Here is an 18,172-nt window from a genome sequence, read left to right on the forward strand (position 1 = left end):
CTGGTTACCCAAACAATGAGTTAATTCTAAGCCCAGTAGGGCAATTTATCCACATTCATTAAATAATTTCAGCGAAATAGCAAAGTCAATCGATCACCATGAGCGCTCGGTATTCGTCATAAGCAAATTGGTCGGTCATTCCGCTGATGTAATCTTGAATTAAACGGCAGCGAAAATAGAACTCGTAGGCGGTAAAATGATCCGGTTCGGCTTTTAGAGCATCAATGGCTTTTTGATAGCTATTTAAATGTTTGTTAGATAGTTTTTTCACCAGACGAGTTTCAATTAAGTAGTGTTGATCGCCTTTTAAAACCCGTTTAAAAGCATCGGCGTCAAGGGCAAGTAAGGGCTTGTAGCAATCAAGTAAACCGCTAATGATTCGATAACCTTGCAGCTCTAAGCGCTCTACCTCTTTGTGGCAAAAAACGTACTTTAATGCCACTTGTTTTAAGGTGAGCGTGACGGCGTGCAAGTGACTTCGATCTTCTAATAAAGCCTGATTAAAATCACCATGGTAAATGGCTTCAATATTATTAATAAACCTCTCTGCTGCGTAGCTTACTAATGGGTGTAGCAAGGTCACGCGCAGGTAGATAAAAAATTCGCTGTTAAAATTGTACGGCTGCTCTTGCGCTTTACTTAACGCATAATCAATGGCTTTTTCGGCAAAGTCACTGTGTTTGGTATCGTCAATGGTTAGGTTTGTAAGTGTGCGGGTGTATTGCTCTTTTAGCTTGTCGCAAAGCGACTCAACACTAATAATGCCTTTTTCTACCGCATCTTCTATATCGGCCAAACAATACGAAATATCATCAGCGGCTTCCATTATGTAGCTTGCTGGGTGGCGGCAGTATTGTTCAATTTCGAGTTCAGTTTGCAGTGCTTCTACAAAGGGTTTTTCGCTAAAGTAGTAGCCCACTTTTTTCATTAAGTAGTTTTTATCTTGCGGGCTGTCTTTTTTCGCCATGCTGGCTGGGCGAGTATATTTTAAAATTCCGGCACTTTGGCTGTAGGTTAAGTTTAGTGATAACAATGAATGAATTATGCGAATACCTTGGGCATTACCTTCAAAGCTTTTTATATCTTGGGCTAAGTGTTTAAAAATCACGCTGATGCCAATGCCTTTACAGCGCTCTGGGGTTAGTGAGTCTAAGTGTTTCTCGAACCACTGATTAATGGCTGCTTCGCCAAAGTGACCAAACGGTGGGTTGCCAATATCGTGCATTAGGCAGGCCATTTCAACGAGGCTTTCTAGTGGCCGCTCAAGTCCAGCTAGGCCATATTCTTTTTGCTTTGCATCACTGAGCTTATTAAAAATGGTTTGCACAATAAAGCGGCCTACCTGTTGCACTTCAAGCGAGTGAGTCAGCCGTGAACGCACTGCGGCATTGCGCTCAAGTGGAAATACTTGGGTTTTTTGTTGTAAGCGGCGAATTGCTGCACTGTTAATAATACGACCCCGATCACTTTCAAGCGCAGTGTGTAAATTATTGGTAGAACGCATTTCGCGTGCTGGGGTAATTTTTTTACCAAAATCGATCATTTTTCGTTCCCACAAAGCGGTAAAAATCGGGCTTTTATATGTTGTTAGCAAAACTTTGCTAGTTATTAAATTTAATCTAACAGCTTGTATCTTAAATTAAAATATTCATTTTTATTAAAGTTATTACTTTAAATTAAGTCCTTTATTCATATATTATTCAGTTTCACGCACTTCTTCATTATCTTGAATTAGAAAGGAAAGCCTTTTGGCTGTATAGCAATGATGCAAACTCTGTCTAAAAAAACATGGCTGCTTGCCAGTATTCTTTTGTATTGTATTGGTTTAACTGCTTGTAAAAGTACCCCTGAAACAAGTACTGAAAACACCTTAACAGTAGTCGAAAAAAATGCCATTAAGGCCAAACAGGATGCACTTCGCGCCCGTGGTTTTTACGAAAGTCAGCTAGGTAATATCAATTACGCTACAACGAGGCAATGCAGTAACTTTAATTTACAAAGTCACCGTGGCTCAATTCGCTACGCCGAAAACTCGCTTAACGCAGTAATTGATGCTATCGACAACAACTTTGATGTTGTTGAAATTGACGTGCGTATTACCCGTGACGATGTGTGGGTTGTGCATCATGATGCTCGCACCGGCCGCGAAACAGGCACGGTTGATAATAAGCGTCGTAAAATTGAGTCGATGAACTACAAAAAAGAGTGGGGCTATTTACGTCATCGTAATCAAGATACTGGGCTACTTACCGACAAAATGCCGCCATCATTTAGAGAGCTAGCAGCTACGTTTGCACGCTATCGTAAACCCCATCAAAAACTGAATATCGAAATAAAATCAAAGGCCTCAGTTAACGATTTAAAAATGCTTGATTACTTGGCATATGAGTTTGTTGGCGGCGGAAACTACTTTTTTAGTAGCTTAGAAATGCGCAACCTTACTCGTATGCGCGACATTAACCCAGACATTTATTTGGCATTTATTCAATCACCGGCAAAAGCCTCAATGAATAAGCTAGCAAGTGATCTAAAACGCGGTGCTGGGAGCGATCCTATTTATGAGCGTAACAAAGAAGAACTTGAAAGCTTGCAAGCACTTGGAAATCGTTACCATCGTGAAAAGCGTTACGACAGCCCTGTTAAGCTTGATAAATTGGTAAAGCAACTAAAACGTAACTTTGGCTATGTGCTTGATATTCGTCATTACAAGCAAAGTGCAGCTCGCTTGAAACCAGTTGCTAAAGCGCGCGGCATTATGATTGCTACATATTCAATTAATGGTCACGACTATCATGAGCGCAGCTTATTAGCGCAGTCACGTTCGCTGCGTCCAGACTCGGTGATCATGGACGACACCGTATATGGTTTTTGTTCTGTGTTCGAGTTGCCAAAAATGCAGCCGTTTTTTAGTGATGACCCAGAAGCTAAGTTAATTGCTAGTATGCCTGCAGACCTTGATTTAGAACGCTTAGATGAGCTGTATGCTTATAAAGCTAATCAGCTTTATCCTGCGGTGGGCGGCACGCTTAAATCAACGCAAGCACAAACTTATATTCCCAAAGTAACATCGACTCCTTCAGCGCCTAATTTAGAAATAGGGACTCGCCAAGCCGATGAAGACTTTAGCCTAGAAACAGATCCTGCTGTTGAACTAGAACTACGTAAAAAACAATAAGAACAATACTATGACTGATTTAATAAAGCCGTTTTGGTGGCGCTGCTTGCTACTTGTTTTAGCTACTTTATATTTATTACCCGAAGCAATTTTTAATGCCCAATTAGTGTCATTAGTGGGGTTAGGCACTCCTTCAGCAGAAGATCTTGAACACCTTGAAATTTATGGCCGAGCAGTGTCTGGAGTAGGTGTTGCGCTGCTGTTAGCTGACTTTTTACCTAAAGCCATGGTTGCTAAAGTTGGCCGCGGACTTATCTCGTTTATCGCTTTACTGTGTTTAGTTTGGCCAGTGGTGTTTTTTGGCCAGAAGTATGTAATTGAAAAGACCTTGATTGAGCCCTCTACAGCAGAGCAACGTCAGTTTGCTACGTACAGTGCAGCACTGCGTGATGCTCTAGCAATTAACTCGATTAAAGTGAATGATCTCGATTATAACCCTGAGCAATTACATAGTTCAGAGAACTTAACCTTTTTGGCGCTATTTGGTGGCTTACTGTATAGCGACGCCGCACTTTCAGATAATTTAGAGCAAGATAAACGTAAGATCATCGCTGCTTTTGTGCAGAAGAAAGCGTATCAAGATTTTGATAAACATTATAAAAACTACAGCCAGCTATATGATGAGCTGGTGGTTAAATACAAAGCCTATGCTGATGGCAGTAAAAAGTATAACAACACTTTGGCTGGAATAGGTGAACGTGAACAAGGTTATTGGCAGCAAGTTGAGCAAGAGATCAACAGTGGCTGGAGCAAGTATCAGCAAGCACAAAAAGCCCACATTGCCAAAGCATCGGCACGAGCGCAAAAGTATGGCCCTAAGATTTATGATTACCATCACAGTATAGCTAAATGCCGTGAGCGTTATGATAAGAGCAGCGAAAAAGATCGCCGTAATCGCTGCTATGAGCGCGAAGCAGCAGACTACCGAAGCACTATTTTAAAAGCGGGTATTGGCTATATAGAGCCTGATTACTGGCTTATCGAAGAAGAAATCTCGGCTGCAGAAAATGCCGCAGGCACTATTTTGATGGGAGTGCTCACTGGCGGTGTTTATACAGCTCTGCAAGCGGCAAGTTTAGCAACCGGTGGCGATGGTGGTCTTAAGGATAAACGCTACAAATACACCGATGATCCCGATCATTATCAACTGCGTTTTTTACAGCATCCGAACTTTCATAAGATGTTTGTTAGCGAGACAGGTTACCCGTTTACGGTTGAAAACTTAGTGGCGTTTCGTACTCACGAAACAACGCAAAACAAGCTTAGAGCACACTTTGCTAGTAAAGGTTTACAACTTGAAAGCAATTGGAATGTAAATCAACGCCAAGCGTTTGCTAATGCAGTCGCAACCAAAGTTACCAACGAAGCGAATGCACAATGGCAAAGCGAAATGCGTAAACGTGGCATGAGCTTAGAGCCAAACTTAAGCTGGGTTGCGTTTCAGTTACACCCGCAAATTCAAGCTAAAATTGCCGACAGAATGGGCGATTTATATGTGAAAAACATTCGCGCCGATTGGAATAAAAAGAACTTTAAAGACAAGGTGCTTGATCCAAACATTGCAAAACGCACCGACAAATACCTAGCTATGCTTAATAGTTCAGAAGGTAAATTTGCAGATGGTGGCGAGTATGCTGAGTACGGTAAACAAGCACTCCGTTCGGTGATTATTCCGCCTATTTCGATGTCGTTGTCACTGTTTTTGATTTGCTTAACCTTTAGCAAGCTGCCGTTAAAACTATGGCAATTGATTAAACCTCAGCAAGAAAAGCAACCAACCACTGCTGTATCTGTTTTGCAAAAGCTGATTATGCCAGCGCTGATTTTGATAGTGCCAGTAATGTTTGTGCATAACACCTTTACTGAAGACGACCAAAGCCCTGTTAACTACTTTTTAGACAAGGTCGATGAATCGAGCAATCCGGTGTTTAGTTATGCGATTCGTTGGACTTTGCATGCCCAGCCTTTGCTGCATCCTCTAGGCTTAGAATTTGAAGAAAAACTGCATATTTACGAGAGTTTTAGTCCAGTGAGCCATGCTTTAGCTAAGGTTGATATTTTGCGTCATGGCGATGCCAACTTAAGTGCAGAACAGCAGCAGCGCAGACAATACATGGTTGAGCAAAAAACTAAGTTAACAATCTCCACGAATGCGGCGAATGCCACAATTCGTATCATGAATATCGGCCCGAAGTATCGTCCTGGCATGACGTTAAAAACGGGTGCTTATGATATTCAAGTATCGGCGCCTGGATATAAAACGTATCGACGTTGGCACCAAGTTGATGCTGGTGAACAAACATTAACCATTGATTTAAGCAAGTAATTAGCAAGGAATGAAAATGCAACATTGCCAAAATACGGTGTATGCCACCGACCTCCACTGTTGTGATTGTGGAGAAGCACTTGAGCAAAAAAGACAAATGCACACGGTTGAGGAACTCAACCCTGATTTACTGGTTGATGTAAAAAACTATGCGCCACAAGCGGGTACGATCACAGGTGTTGTGAAGTCAATGTATTACTATAAGCGCCGCTATAAAACCAATAACGACAACATGTTATATGGTTATTGGTGGCTAGAAGTAGAAGACAAAGACGGCATTATTCATGAGTTTAGTGTTGATGCAGAAAAAGATGTAATTGCTAACCTACAAAAGGGTAATGTGATCACTGCTTTTCAGGAAACACCGTTAACGCTTAATTATCGCATTGCTGATGGCAATGCTAGGCGGGTAGTTAAAAATGACCGCTTTATGCCAGTTGTGATTGTGCATTTTGCCGATCAACAATATCGCAGCTGGGACAAAACCATTAGCCGAAACTACACTGGTGGAACGATATTGTGGCTGGTGCTAAGTGTTATTACATTCTTAATCATGTTGTTCGCTGCAAAGCTTGAGTTTTTGCCTGCGCTACTTGCGTCATTGCCTGTGGCAATTGGGGTGTTTATGGCAGAGCAAAACTACCATAAAAAAGCTAAAGCCAAACAAGAAGCAAAGTATGATGCGATTTTAGCGGCAACAGATGTGATGCTATCGACCACCCTAAATCAATTGGGTTATAACATGCTGGCAAGAACGCCGAGTAAGTCAGATGTTATTTGTATCTCGTGTCAGCAGCGTATCAGTCAAGATGCGGCACATTGCTATTGCTGTGGTGCTAAGCAACATGTTGAAGCGATTGCTGCAAACGAACAGTCGCTTGCAAAAGATGATGAGCAAGCTATTAGCATTCAAAAAGCGTTAGAGCCAACTATAACCAAACCAACTAGTATCGCTGAGCTTGAGCATGCCATTATGGATGAATATAGTCTTGCGTATGAAAACGATTACGTGCATAAAAATGTTTGGGCACGCAACGAAAAAGGCACTATTCGTCATCGTGCTGTGCTTGGTAAAGTATTAGAAAAAGAGCAAAGCGCACATGCCAATGAAACACGTGAAACAGTAACCACCACTGAAACAACAACCACCTATCGAGGTGGCATGTATGTGGGTAGCGATGTAAAAGAGCGCGTAGAGGTATATCGCAATCGTAGCACGACTTTAAAAGGCGAAATTATGCTTGAAACGGCCACAGGTGAGCCGTTTGTTTTTAAAGCCGGTGAAGATTTATTGGGCTCAGTTGATATCGGCGATTGGGTGTATTACGCCTACAGCAGTGTAGACACAAAGCGTTATTATAAGTATTACCGAGAGTATGCGGTTAATGTGAGTAAAGACATTGCCTATGGCAACTCATCAGTACGTAGCTTTGGTATGGTACATGGTTTTAACCGTATGGTACTGCTTGGCCTTACGTCAATAGGGCTAGCGTGGTACTTTGATGCTCAAGATTTTTACCCGTTGATAAATACACTCGTACCAGATGCCGGGATTGATTTACTCAATAATTACCCGCAAGTGGTCGAACATTTAGATGGGCTTCCGGTTGTTGTGTTTATTGTATTAAGTGTGGTTACAGGCGTTTGGGGCTTTATTTATAGCCTAATAAACGGCTCACGTTTAAAGCGTAGTGTGAAAAAGCTTGAGAGCATGATCACAAAATTTTCAAAACAGTTTGGTAACGTTTCTGAGCAAATTAAAAAATTGAACTAAAAGGGTTTCGCATGCGTATTTGGCAATTAGTTTTAGCGGGTATATTAATGTTTAGCTCGGCTGTAAAAGCGGAGCAAGAGCAATCTGTGGTCCTTATTTCGATAGATGGCTTTCGTTGGGATTATATTGAAAAACACCATGCAAAACACTTAAAAGCAATCAGTGAGCAGGGCGTACGAGCTAGCAAAATGCGTCCTGTTTACCCGACCAAAACCTTCCCGAATCATTTGTCGATTATTACCGGCTTGTTGCCGGTTAATCATGGCATTGTCGAGAACCGCTTTTGTGATACTGAGCGCAACGACTGTTACAAAATGGGGAAAGGGAAAGATGATAGCACTTGGGTGAGTGGTATTCCGCTTTGGAACCTAGCGCAAATGCAGGGTTTAAAAGCCGCAACCTATTTTTGGCCTGAATCAGATGCGCGCTTTAACGGTATGTTGCCTGATTACTTTTATCATTATTCAAAACACAGTGATTACCAAAAGCGTGTTGATCAAATTATTCAGTGGTTGAGCTTACCAAAAGCGCAGCGTCCACGTTTGGTTATAAGCTACTTTTCGCTGGTGGATAGCATGGGGCATGAGTTTGGCCCAGATGCCAAAGAGACTTATGACGCAGTGCAAAAGCTCGATAGTTTAATGGCTGATTTATCGAGCCGTTTAAAAGCGCTTGATGAAAACATTAACTTGGTGATTGTGTCTGATCACGGAATGACCTCTGTTGATCCAAGCCTTAGCATTAAAATTGATAGCTTGCCGCAAGATGAAAACTTCATAGTGCAAAACACTGGCCCTCGGGTTTTATATTATGCAAAACCAGATAGCAAAGCAGACATCAAGGAGTTCAGCAAAAAGCTTGCTAAAGCCGCAGATGGTCGTTACGTCGTGCTAAGCGAGCAGCAAAAGCGTGATTATCACTATAATAAAGGCCCGCGCGTTGGCGATATTATTTTACAAACCGACGCACCTCGTGTGTTTACCGACAGTAAAACGGCTGGTTACCTAGGCACTCATGGTTACGCTTACAGCGAAGATATGGCCGCAACCTTTATCGCCACCGGCCCCGCCTTTAAACAAGGCCTTCGTTTAGACGAAGTAAGTAATTTAGATGTGTACCCGCTGATCGCTAAAATACTTGGCCTTGAGATTTTAAGCCCAATCGACAGCGACGGTGAAAGTTTGTGGCCGGCTATGAAGCAGTAAGCTTTGAGTTAGTTTGTGCCAGCACATTACTAAGGCTAAATACGATACCGTAGGCGTGAAATTTATTTCGCGCGAAACAAGTTTCACGCCTACGAATTAAGACATTCGGTTCTAGGAGCAGGGCGCTAGGATTAAGGCGCTAGGACGCGGTGTAAAATGGCTGCTACAGATTCGTATCTCGTTCCTCGTATCTCGAAACTCGCTAACTTTCCCCTTTCCCCTTTCCCCTTTCCCCTTTCCCCTTTCCCCTTGTAGCTAGCAACTCGTACCTCGTTACCTACAACTTCGTTACCCACCCGTACTCACCATGGCTTTGAAACTTGTAGCTTTGATTACCGGCATCAAATTGGCCTTGTAGGGTGTTTTCTGTGAGGGTCATCACGGCTTGATGGCCTGCTTTAGTTTGATCATTGACTTTGCCAAACACACTTCTATCGCCATTGCTGGCTTCAATAATGTTACTAATTTCGACGGTGTAACTAAGGTATTCATCGATCACTAAAATAAAGTGATCGCCGGGTTGTAAGGTTTTTAGGGTGTCTAAATCAAATTCGCTGAATGCGGTGTTTGCTAATTGGTCAGGCAAACGGCCTTGTTTATATAGATAATCGTGCGCATGATTAGATAGCTGATTAAGCGGCGCAGTTAAGTTCACAATGGGCTGTGGGGCTATTTGGTCGGCCTGCGCTTTGTAAGAGGCAACAAACTGCTGTGTGCTTGGTTTTGTTTTAAAACCATCACTTTGAATGTGCCATTCATTCAGTGCAAATGCTGTAAGTGGCAGAATGAAGATTAATGCAAGCGTCCTGTTCACATGTTTCTCTTACGGGTTTTTATGTTAACTCATTGTTAGTTTTTACCTTAAGTTAACAACCCGGTCAATAGTTAATCACTAAGTAGTGGTTTTTATTATCGTGTCGATAAAATTAATTTGTTTTACTCGGCTTTGAATGCTCAGCATAATCCGCGTTTTTTTGTCACCGAAACTCAAAGACCAGAGGTACCAAGCATGCGCGGGTGGATCATTTATAAATATAGCCAAGGCTTGTTAAAGCAAGAAACCTATGAAGTAGAACGTTTACTTGCTGCAGCCAAAGAAGAGGGTATAGATTTACAAGTTTACTCGCCAGATCAATTTGACCTGACTATTACCCGTGAAGACGGTAAAAGTATTTTAATTGATGGTAAGTCAGTTGAGCTCCCCGATTTTGTTATCCCTCGCATGGGGGCAAGTACAACTTATTTTGCGCTAGCGATTATTCGCCACCTTGAACGTTTAGGTGTGTACTGTGTTAACAGTTCGCAATCCATCGAAACAGTAAAAGACAAATTATTTGCACAGCAAATTCTTGCAGAGTGTAATTTACCAACGCCAAATACCATGTTGGTTAAATTTCCGGTGAATATTGATTTGGTTGAAAAGCAAATTGGCTTTCCTGTGGTTATTAAAACCTTATCGGGCTCGCAGGGGAGTGGTGTATTTTTATCAAAATCAAAAGAAGAGTTTGATGACTTAATGCAGCTGATTGAGGCTGCAAATCCACAAGCAAACATCATTTTACAGCAGTTTGTTAAGTCCAGTCATGGCCGTGATTTGCGAGTACTTACTATCGGTGGTCGTGCTGTTGCATGTATGGAACGTAACTCACAGGGTAAAAACTTTAAAGCCAATGTTAGTGCAGGTGGCACAGGTAAGTCATTTCCTATTACGCCAGAAATCGAATGGCTTGCAACCCAAACAGCGAACGTACTCAACCTTGATGTAGCAGGCATCGATTTATTGTTTGATGAGCAGCACTTTAAAATTTGTGAAGCAAACTCAAGCCCTGGCTTTGAAGGCTTAGAAGGTGCGTTGGGCATTGATGTCGCTAAAGAGATTTTGCACTTTATTCGCATTCGTTTAGGTATTTTTGATAAGCCCACAAAACCAGAAGCGCAAGAAAAAGCAGCTGAGAGCGCAGCTTAATCTTCGGTTATTTTTGCACAAAAGCCATTTTCTGAACTTAGAAATAAGTTGAGTGAATGGCGGTTGCAAATTGCTTGTACGGTTGCAAGGCCTAAACCAAACCCTTCTTTTTGACGCGCCGGATCGCTGCGATAAAAGCGTTTTGTGAGCTGTTGTAAATCATGTTCGTTGACACCCTTACCATTGTCGACAACTGATATACTTTTTTCAGCAATTATTATTTTAATCGTTGCGCCCTTGCCAGCGTACTTTATAGCATTTTCGACTAGGTTAAAAATTGCTTGAAACAACAGGTTTCGATCACCGCTTAATTGCCAAGGTGAAGAAATAGCGACATCAATTGATTGACCGTTTTGTTCGGCACTGGGTTGTAGAATTTCACTAATATCATTGGCAAGTTGACTACTATCAATTGTTTCGAGCTGTAGCGGAAACTGTCCATGTTCTAAACGTGTGAGCTTTAGCATGGCGTCAAAGGTGTTAATGATACTATTGAGCTGTTCAAGCTCGTAGCCCATTTCTGGCAGCTTTTGTAAACGCTGCTCTAAATTAAGTTTTAATCGTGTCAGTGGGGTTTTTAGATCATGAGCGATATTATCGGTAATTCCCTGTACCAAAGCGAAATTTTCCTCTACTGCATCGAGCATTGTATTGATGTGAGCTGCTAAACGATCAAATTCATCACCTTTATCTTTATGGGATAAACGCGCGCTTAAGTTGCCATTTTGAACTTGTTCGGCTGTTGCATTGAAGTAGTTTACACGACGCAAGTGTCGACGAGAAAATAGGTAACCAAACAAGCCTGTTAACGCTATTGCTAAGATAAAAGTCCAACTAGCGATTGATTTGAAATCGATGATTAAACGTTGTAAATGCTCTGTGGCAGTGGCGAGCACGATATTGCCATAAACGGTTTTAACTTTGCCTGTTGTGAGTAGGCGTATTTGACCTCGTCCGGTATCAAGAACAGGAAAAACAACTGTTTCGGGGAGTGAGGGGATATTATCGGGTAAAAAGCTTAGCTGCTGGCTTTGTTCATAATCACTCTGCCAAAAAATTAAAATATCACCTTCGCTTCTGAAAACATCCAGCTGTTGAAAAAAGCTTTGCTTGTCAAATTCGGAGGCGAGCGCTTCGATACGTGTTTTTTCGGCATCAAGGCGCCGTTCAACTTGACGGCTTTGCTCGCCAAGTAACAGTTGGTAGATTAAAGTAATCGCAAGTAATAAAGTAACAGCGGTAATTGCTGCAAAGGCCAATGTTAAACGCCAAACTGAGCTTTTTCTTGGGTCGAACAAACGTAGGTTATTTTCGTACATTAACTCTCACTAGCTTTTAAGCGGTAGCCGACACCGCGAACTGTTTCGATTTCTAATTGCGCGGACGCTTCTGTGAGCTTTTTACGAAGCCTTGCAATATGCACGTCAATAACGTTGGTGCCAGGATCAAAATGATATTCCCATACCGATTCAAACAATAAGGTACGGGTGACTAATTTGTCTTGGTGATCTAATAAATACCTAAGCAATTTAAATTCTTTGGGCTGTAAATTAACAGTTTTAGTGTTTACTTCAACTCGTTGATTACTGTAGTCGAGCGTTAAATTGGCAAGACTAATTTTAGTGCTCAGTGGGGCATGAAAGGTATGCCGTTTTATTAAGTTTTCGACTCGAATAGCTAATTCAGAAAAAGAGAAGGGTTTTGTTAGATAATCATCACCGCCGGCTTTTAAACCTGTCACTCTGTCGTCTACTTTATCTAGCGCAGATAGTATCAATACAGGCGTTGTTTTGCCGGTTGCTCTTAATGCTAACAATACCTGTAAACCATCAAGCTTAGGAAGCATACGATCTAGAATAATCGCGTCGTAATGTTCACACGTCGCTAGCATAAGCCCTTGTTGACCATCTTCTGCGCAATCTAATGTGTAGCCTTGCTCAATAAAAGCCTTGTATAAAAACTCGCGATTTTGCTGGTCGTCTTCAACTAATAATAGTTTCATTAATTGCCCCAACGAAGCAAAGGTAAGTTCTTACCCGTCTCAAGATCAATCGCTTTTTTGTGACGCCCTTTGCTGGTTACGAATGTGGCGACCATGTATGTGATACCCATGTCTTGCTCTAATTGGGCTTCAATTAGGTAGTGTGTTGGCTCACTATCTAGTTGAGTTACTAAACCATGTAATGTGTAACCTTTACGGCTCATCAAATTAGCAGCTGCTATTTCTTCTTGTTCATCAAGCTCCGGAGCTTCATATTCAAGCTCTATTACCTTTCCCGCACTGTCTAAAAGTAATTCGATAAATCGTTGTTTTTTAGCTTCATATAAAGTGACTTCGAATACGCTTTGACCATTTTCAATTTCCAGCTCAAACTCAACAATAACGGCATTCTTCGCATAGTGTTGTTCTATGTTATATAAAACTTCAGTCGGGGCGGGGGCTGTGCTTGAATCTAGCATATTAAAAATGGCTGAACTTGCAGCAAAAGCAAGGCCAGAAATTAAGCACAGGCAAGTTAAAACTAGTTTTTTCATAATATTTCGACATTAGTTTGGCAGCACGTTTACTGCTGCCATTGTTGTATTTTGTTGTTAATCATCAAGCTTACATGCACGTACGATGTTATCTTGTACCCACTGGCATTCTAGATCAACATATTGTTCTGTAAAACTCGCTAAGCTGTTATCTTCACTGATGTAGCCGAATAAACTAGCCTGTTGCGATTCAGTTACTGTTACTATGCCTTTTAATTCAAGAGGTTCATTGCTGTTATCACGTTCGATTTCACTGACAATATAGCTCTGTCCATCAATAAGACCTTCAAGCTCTAACCATTCACCTGAAAGAGTATCTGCTGTTAACCCATCTTCAAAAACGGTTCTATTTGTGATTTTCAAGCTGATGCCATTAATAATAATGTTGCCATTGCTGTAATTGGCAAAGCCAGAAACACTAAAATTACTGCTTAAATTAGGCGAAGTGTGGCTTTTCTCCAGATCTATTTCGTGGGCTAAAAACCAATTATTAGCTTGCTGCCAGATGGCATCTACTTCTATCGTATCTCCTATGGTTAATGTAGCGCGAGTGGTATCTTCAAATTTAGTTTGATCGGTAATACTCACTTGCCATTGATTGTTCAGGGTAACCAAGGAAGCGTCATTGTTGATGAAGGTAATTGTACCAAAAAGCGCTGTATCTAGATCGTCATCAGCTGTAAAGTTATGTTCAGCGTCAACCTCTTGTGCCATTAATAAGTTACCTTCTAAGCGGCCCTCTACTTCAACGAATTGATTGTTTTCTAATGCGCCGTCGATGTCTGCCTGTTGATATTGAACAGTTAAATCACCTAGTTTAAAAGTATAAGAGGCAGTGTTTAGATCTGTTATGAAACCTTCGAGTTCTAATTCTGCGCTGTTAGATAATGGTTGTTGGTAGGTAACCGTGAATTCACTATGGCTATTGTTATAACCGCTTAATTCAACCAGGCTACCATTTGAAAGGTTTTCGGTATTTAAATTATTTAACTTGAAGCCCGCAATTGTAGCGCCTTGTTCATTGATACTAACAGGCCCTTTAAAACTTGGATCATAATCAATCTGAGTTGCTTCTTTACCATTTGTTTCAACTTCAACCATCATACCCACTTTTAGATCGCTGATTAATGCGTGGTTGTCATCCACCTCAATGTCAGCATTATTTGTGGCTATTTGATGTTGGTTAACTGTAATACTGTTACTTGATATCGCACTTACCTCACCGACTAATAAGCTTGGCAAAGTGAGAGTATTTTGTACTGGTTCCTCACTCTTACTACTACTGCCACAGCCTGAAAGTAGTGCACTGATTGTTGCTAACGAAATAATAGATAGGCGATTTTGATTGATTAGTTTTGTCATGATTGGTCCTTAAATTAGTCAGTGTTTGCAGTTTAACTAAGTAAGGATTGCTTGAAGGTGGAGAGAAAATTAAATTTTGTTAATGTTTGGCATTGCAGTAAATGCCTCTTCTGTATAGTAAATTAACCTTAAAATACTACAAAAGTGTACAGTGCCATCTGGCAAATCATAGGATATGGTAGATTTTTAATTGCAAGGAGTGTGTGTACATGAGTCAGCTCATCAGTCGAGCAACTGCGGGGTTAGTGGCCGTTATTATTGGTTTTACTAGCTCAATTGCACTTATTTATCAGGTCGTTATGGTGTTAGGTGGCACACCTGATTTGGTTGCTAGCTGGGTATTAATGCTTGGTCTTGCTATGGGCGTCAGCTCAATTGCGTTGTCTTACTACTACAAGGTGCCTATTCTTATCGCGTGGTCAACAACCGGAGCGGCACTCCTTATTTCAAGTGCCCAAGGGTATAGCTTAAATCAAGCTGTTGGCGCGTTTATGTTCTCCGCTGCGCTGGTGTTTTTGTCTGGCATTACTGGCGTGTTCGAAAAAATGATGAATAAGATCCCAAGTCAACTGGCCTGTGCAATGCTTGCAGGCGTGTTGGTGAATTTTGGTATTGATGTGTTCAACTTTATGAACGAGCTGCCTTTAGTGATTGGGTTAATGGTGGCTGTTTATTTATGTGGAAAACGTTACTTTCCACGCTTTGCTATGCTCGCAGTGGTTGTGGCGGGATTTTTAATAGCAGGTGTAACTGGGCAAATTGATACCTCTAGCTGGCAGTGGAAAATGAGCGAGTTTGCTTACATTGCACCTGAGTTTGATTTAAACGCCATGATAAGTGTTGGTTTACCGCTGTTTATTGTGACTATGACGTCGCAAAACTTACCAGGTATTGCTGTATTAAAAGCGCATCACTATAAAGCCCCTGTGTCGGCAGCGTTAAATGTAACCGGGCTATTAAATGTATTTATTGCACCACTTGGTGGTTATGCCATTAATCTAGCGGCTATCACCGCTGCCATTTGTATGAGCCCTGAGGCTGATAAAGATCCAAGAAAACGTTATTGGGCAAGCATTGCTGGTGGGGTGTTTTACATTATTATGGCGCTCCTCGCGGCAACCTTGGTTGGTTTGGTAGCAAGCTTGCCACAGGCATTGATTTTGGCGTTGGCGGGTATCGCACTATTTGCCACTATTGCCAGTAGCTTACAGCAAGCTTTAACTGAGGCGTATTATACCGAAGCCGCTATCGTGACCTTTTTGGTCACAGCGTCTAATCTAACTTTGTTCTCGGTTGGTTCTGCATTTTGGGGAATTGTTGCAGGTACGGTGACCTTGGTTATGACACGCAAAGATTAGTGACACGCTTCAATATTAAAAAAGCCCTAGTTACTGTATATAATAGCTAGGGCCTTTTGTTATTTAAGTAGTGGTTTTATCACTTCAAACATTGCATTGATATGGTCATCGCGGGTATTCAATGCTGGAATGTAGCGGTACTTTTCACCGCCTGCATGCTCAAAGTTTTCGCGGTTTTCGCCTTCGAGTTCTTCTAGTGTCTCTAAACAGTCGGCACTAAACGCAGGGCTTAAAATTGCAACGTCTTTAATGCCTTCAGCAGGGTAGCTTTCAAGGGTTGCGTCTGTGTATGGCTTCAACCATTCAGCTTTACCAAAACGGCTTTGAAAGGTTGTTACAGCAAAGTCTTTTTCAAAGCCAAGTTTCTTAGCCACTAAACGGGTGGTTTGCATACAAAAACAGTAGTAAGGGTCGCCGTTTTCTAAAAACAGTTTAGGTGTACCATGGTACGAAAACACCAACTTTTGTGGCGTGCCATGGGCATTTAGATCTTCGCTAATGCTAGCGGCTAGAGCATCAATGTAAGTCGGGTTGTCGTGATAACCATTAATAAAATGCAGCTCTGGCACCCAGCGCCACTTGCGAAGCACATTTGATACTGCATCAAATGTTGAGCCAATGGTCGTGCTTGAATATTGTGGGTACATAGGCAGCACAATCACGCGAGTGATACCTTTTTCGCGCAGCTCTTCAAGGCCTGCTTCAATTGAAGGGTTACCGTAGCGCATGGCCATAACTACTTCGGTGTCGTGGTGTCCTTTGTCTTTTAAAAGGGCTGCTAACTTTTTGCTTTGCTCTCGGGTAATATGAGTAAGCGGTGAGCCGTTTTCAGTCCAGATACTTTTATAAAGTGCTGCTGAACGTTTTGGGCGTAACGTAAGTACAAAGCAATAAAGGATGATCATCCAAATGAAACGCGGGATCTCGACAATTCGTGGGTCTGATAAAAACTCGCGTAAATATGTTCTAAGTGCCGCGGTAGTAGGGGCGTCTGGGCTCCCTAAGTTGGTCAGTAAAATGCCCGTTTTTTTGTTGAATCGGCCGTCGTGCGGCTTATCGGTAATGGCGGAAAATCGCGACACTGAGTGCTCCTGTATGAAGTAATCGTAATATAAATCACATTGTAACGAAGTAAGCTGACTATGTGATCACTTTATTCGCTAATTTTTGATCATGATCCTGAAAGGGTTCGGTTTTTTCGATTCTAGTTGTTGCAGTTTATTAATCGATTTAGGGCCAAATACATGCCCTTTTGGCAACAGTAAAATACCGTCGTAATTTCTGAGCGCGTGACCAAGCACCATGCCATTTTTAAGGTTTTGTGCTGAAAGAATTTTCATAGTGCCAACATTTTGAACACTCGCACAGTTAATTTCTAAGCTATTAAATATTTCTAAAATTTTTGGGTGGTAGTATGTTCCGCTATAGAGCTGTAATTGATCGCGAGCCCTTTCAAAATTACTGCTCTCTGAGCTTGAAAGTTGTGCAACGGTTTGCCAAAAATCACGGGCTACAGCTAATATCATCGCGGCTTTTGGAATCTCATTCCCTTTTAACCCTTTCGGTTTTCCTGTCCCATTATAGTGTTCAAATTGGTAATAAATTGCTTCAGATACATCACTTAAGTGAGGCGCAGGCATGAGCATTAATTGTGCTGTACTTGGGTGCGTATAAAATAGTTTTCGTTGTGTTTCAGTGAGCTCTTTAGTTGGTTTTTTATAAAGCTCTGGCTCCATTGCAAGTAGACCTATTTGTGATAAGTATCCTGCCATTTCTGTCATTTCTATAAGTTGATTGTCTAGACCAAGGCGCGTGGCTAGTTGTTTACAGGTAGCAGCAATATTTTGAGCTTGTGTTCCATCTAGGTAAGGGTTGGCATTTATAAAGTTATATAAAATCTCAAAAGTAGCGCGATGCTCATGCTTCTCTCGTTCATTTACTGTTTCAAGTTGTTTTAATACTTTACGGATTTGTTGTGTGCGCTTTTCTACCATTTGCTCAAGGTTGTTGTTTAGCTCTTTTAGTTGGCTGTTTTGCGCTTTAATTTTTTGCTCTAACTGCTGATTCTGGCGTTTCAAAGATGTTTTTTCTATCGCATCATTTATATTGCTTAGTAGTAATTCGTTTTGCCATGGTTTTTGTATGTAAGTATGAATTTTACCGATATTGACTGCAGCAATCGTGTTTTCTATATCTGAGTAACCGGTTAGCAAAATGCGCTGTGGTTCAGGAGCAATGGTAAGTGCCTGCGCGAAAAACTCAGCCCCATTCATGCTTGGCATACGCATGTCGCAGATAATTACATCAAAACTATAATTAGCTAGAGTTTTAAGTCCATCTTTGGGATCTGAGCAGGCTTTTACGGTGATATTGTTAGCTGATAATAACCGCAAAAGAGTTCGCAGCACTATTTCATCATCATCAATGCATAAAACCTGAATATGTTGTTTGCTAATTTGCTCTGCCATGCC

14 protein-coding genes are annotated in these 18,172 nt (G+C 41.5%); 6 read left to right on the top strand and 8 right to left on the bottom strand.

Annotated features, from left to right (window positions below):
- Positions 1-85: 85 nt before the first annotated feature.
- Positions 86-1,543: a dGTPase gene (gene dgt / locus IRQ78_RS01845; RefSeq protein WP_194441189.1), complete on the bottom strand. Its 1,458-nt coding sequence runs from the start codon at positions 1,541-1,543 to the stop codon at positions 86-88.
- A 219-nt stretch (positions 1,544-1,762) separates the two neighbouring features.
- Between dgt and IRQ78_RS01850 the strand changes: the two genes are divergently transcribed.
- The 4 genes from IRQ78_RS01850 to IRQ78_RS01865 are packed head-to-tail and all read left to right on the top strand — an operon-like array spanning position 1,763 to position 8,480.
- Complete coding sequence (locus tag IRQ78_RS01850) at positions 1,763-3,175, top strand: glycerophosphodiester phosphodiesterase (protein WP_228482473.1); 1,413 nt, start codon at positions 1,763-1,765, stop codon at positions 3,173-3,175.
- Between the two features lie 10 nt (positions 3,176-3,185).
- The gene (locus tag IRQ78_RS01855; protein WP_138599373.1) at positions 3,186-5,501 is read left to right on the top strand and encodes a carboxypeptidase-like regulatory domain-containing protein; all 2,316 of its coding nucleotides are present in this window, start codon (positions 3,186-3,188) and stop codon (positions 5,499-5,501) included.
- 16 nt (positions 5,502-5,517) lie between these two features.
- Entirely contained in the window at positions 5,518-7,275 is a 1,758-nt protein-coding gene (locus tag IRQ78_RS01860) for a hypothetical protein (protein WP_194441190.1), read from the top strand.
- An 11-nt stretch (positions 7,276-7,286) separates the two neighbouring features.
- Entirely contained in the window at positions 7,287-8,480 is a 1,194-nt protein-coding gene (locus IRQ78_RS01865) for an alkaline phosphatase family protein (protein ID WP_194441191.1), read from the top strand.
- 277 nt (positions 8,481-8,757) lie between these two features.
- Here IRQ78_RS01865 and IRQ78_RS01870 read toward each other — a convergent pair whose 3' ends face one another.
- Positions 8,758-9,294, bottom strand: coding sequence for a hypothetical protein (locus IRQ78_RS01870; RefSeq protein ID WP_194441192.1), 537 nt, complete (start codon positions 9,292-9,294; stop codon positions 8,758-8,760).
- A gap of 195 nt (positions 9,295-9,489) precedes the next feature.
- On the opposite strand from IRQ78_RS01870, the gene IRQ78_RS01875 reads away from it, so the two are divergent.
- Complete coding sequence (locus IRQ78_RS01875; RefSeq protein ID WP_194441193.1) at positions 9,490-10,446, top strand: ATP-grasp domain-containing protein; 957 nt, start codon at positions 9,490-9,492, stop codon at positions 10,444-10,446.
- On the opposite strand, the gene IRQ78_RS01880 is transcribed toward IRQ78_RS01875, so the two are convergent.
- Genes IRQ78_RS01880 through IRQ78_RS01895 form a run of 4 tightly spaced genes read right to left on the bottom strand, consistent with a single transcriptional unit; the run spans position 10,443 to position 14,343 of the window.
- Positions 10,443-11,765, bottom strand: a complete 1,323-nt coding sequence (locus tag IRQ78_RS01880; protein ID WP_138599368.1) for an ATP-binding protein — start codon at positions 11,763-11,765, stop codon at positions 10,443-10,445. The two genes, IRQ78_RS01875 and IRQ78_RS01880, sit on opposite strands and share 4 nt — an antisense overlap.
- Positions 11,765-12,448, bottom strand: coding sequence for a response regulator transcription factor (locus tag IRQ78_RS01885; protein WP_138599367.1), 684 nt, complete (start codon positions 12,446-12,448; stop codon positions 11,765-11,767). The genes IRQ78_RS01880 and IRQ78_RS01885 overlap by 1 nt, the downstream gene beginning before the upstream one ends.
- Positions 12,448-12,981, bottom strand: coding sequence for a hypothetical protein (locus IRQ78_RS01890; RefSeq protein WP_054553439.1), 534 nt, complete (start codon positions 12,979-12,981; stop codon positions 12,448-12,450). The genes IRQ78_RS01885 and IRQ78_RS01890 overlap by 1 nt, the downstream gene beginning before the upstream one ends.
- Positions 12,982-13,038: 57 nt before the next feature.
- Positions 13,039-14,343 (bottom strand): DUF5666 domain-containing protein, encoded by a 1,305-nt coding sequence (locus IRQ78_RS01895; RefSeq protein ID WP_138619794.1) that lies wholly within the window; start codon positions 14,341-14,343, stop codon positions 13,039-13,041.
- 209 nt (positions 14,344-14,552) lie between these two features.
- On the opposite strand from IRQ78_RS01895, the gene IRQ78_RS01900 reads away from it, so the two are divergent.
- Positions 14,553-15,701 (top strand): benzoate/H(+) symporter BenE family transporter, encoded by a 1,149-nt coding sequence (locus tag IRQ78_RS01900; protein ID WP_138599365.1) that lies wholly within the window; start codon positions 14,553-14,555, stop codon positions 15,699-15,701.
- 59 nt (positions 15,702-15,760) lie between these two features.
- On the opposite strand, the gene hemH is transcribed toward IRQ78_RS01900, so the two are convergent.
- Both hemH and IRQ78_RS01910 read right to left on the bottom strand, forming a co-directional pair.
- Positions 15,761-16,783 carry a ferrochelatase gene (gene hemH / locus IRQ78_RS01905; RefSeq protein ID WP_194441194.1) on the bottom strand — a complete coding sequence of 341 codons (1,023 nt, stop codon included), beginning with the start codon at positions 16,781-16,783 and terminating at the stop codon, positions 15,761-15,763.
- A 78-nt stretch (positions 16,784-16,861) separates the two neighbouring features.
- A complete protein-coding gene (locus tag IRQ78_RS01910; protein WP_194441195.1) occupies positions 16,862-18,169 on the bottom strand; it encodes an HD domain-containing phosphohydrolase in 1,308 nt (435 codons plus the stop codon).
- Positions 18,170-18,172 lie beyond the last annotated feature (3 nt).

Origin of the sequence: Pseudoalteromonas simplex, assembly GCF_015278155.1 — a bacterium.
Lineage (GTDB): Bacteria > Pseudomonadota > Gammaproteobacteria > Enterobacterales > Alteromonadaceae > Pseudoalteromonas > Pseudoalteromonas simplex.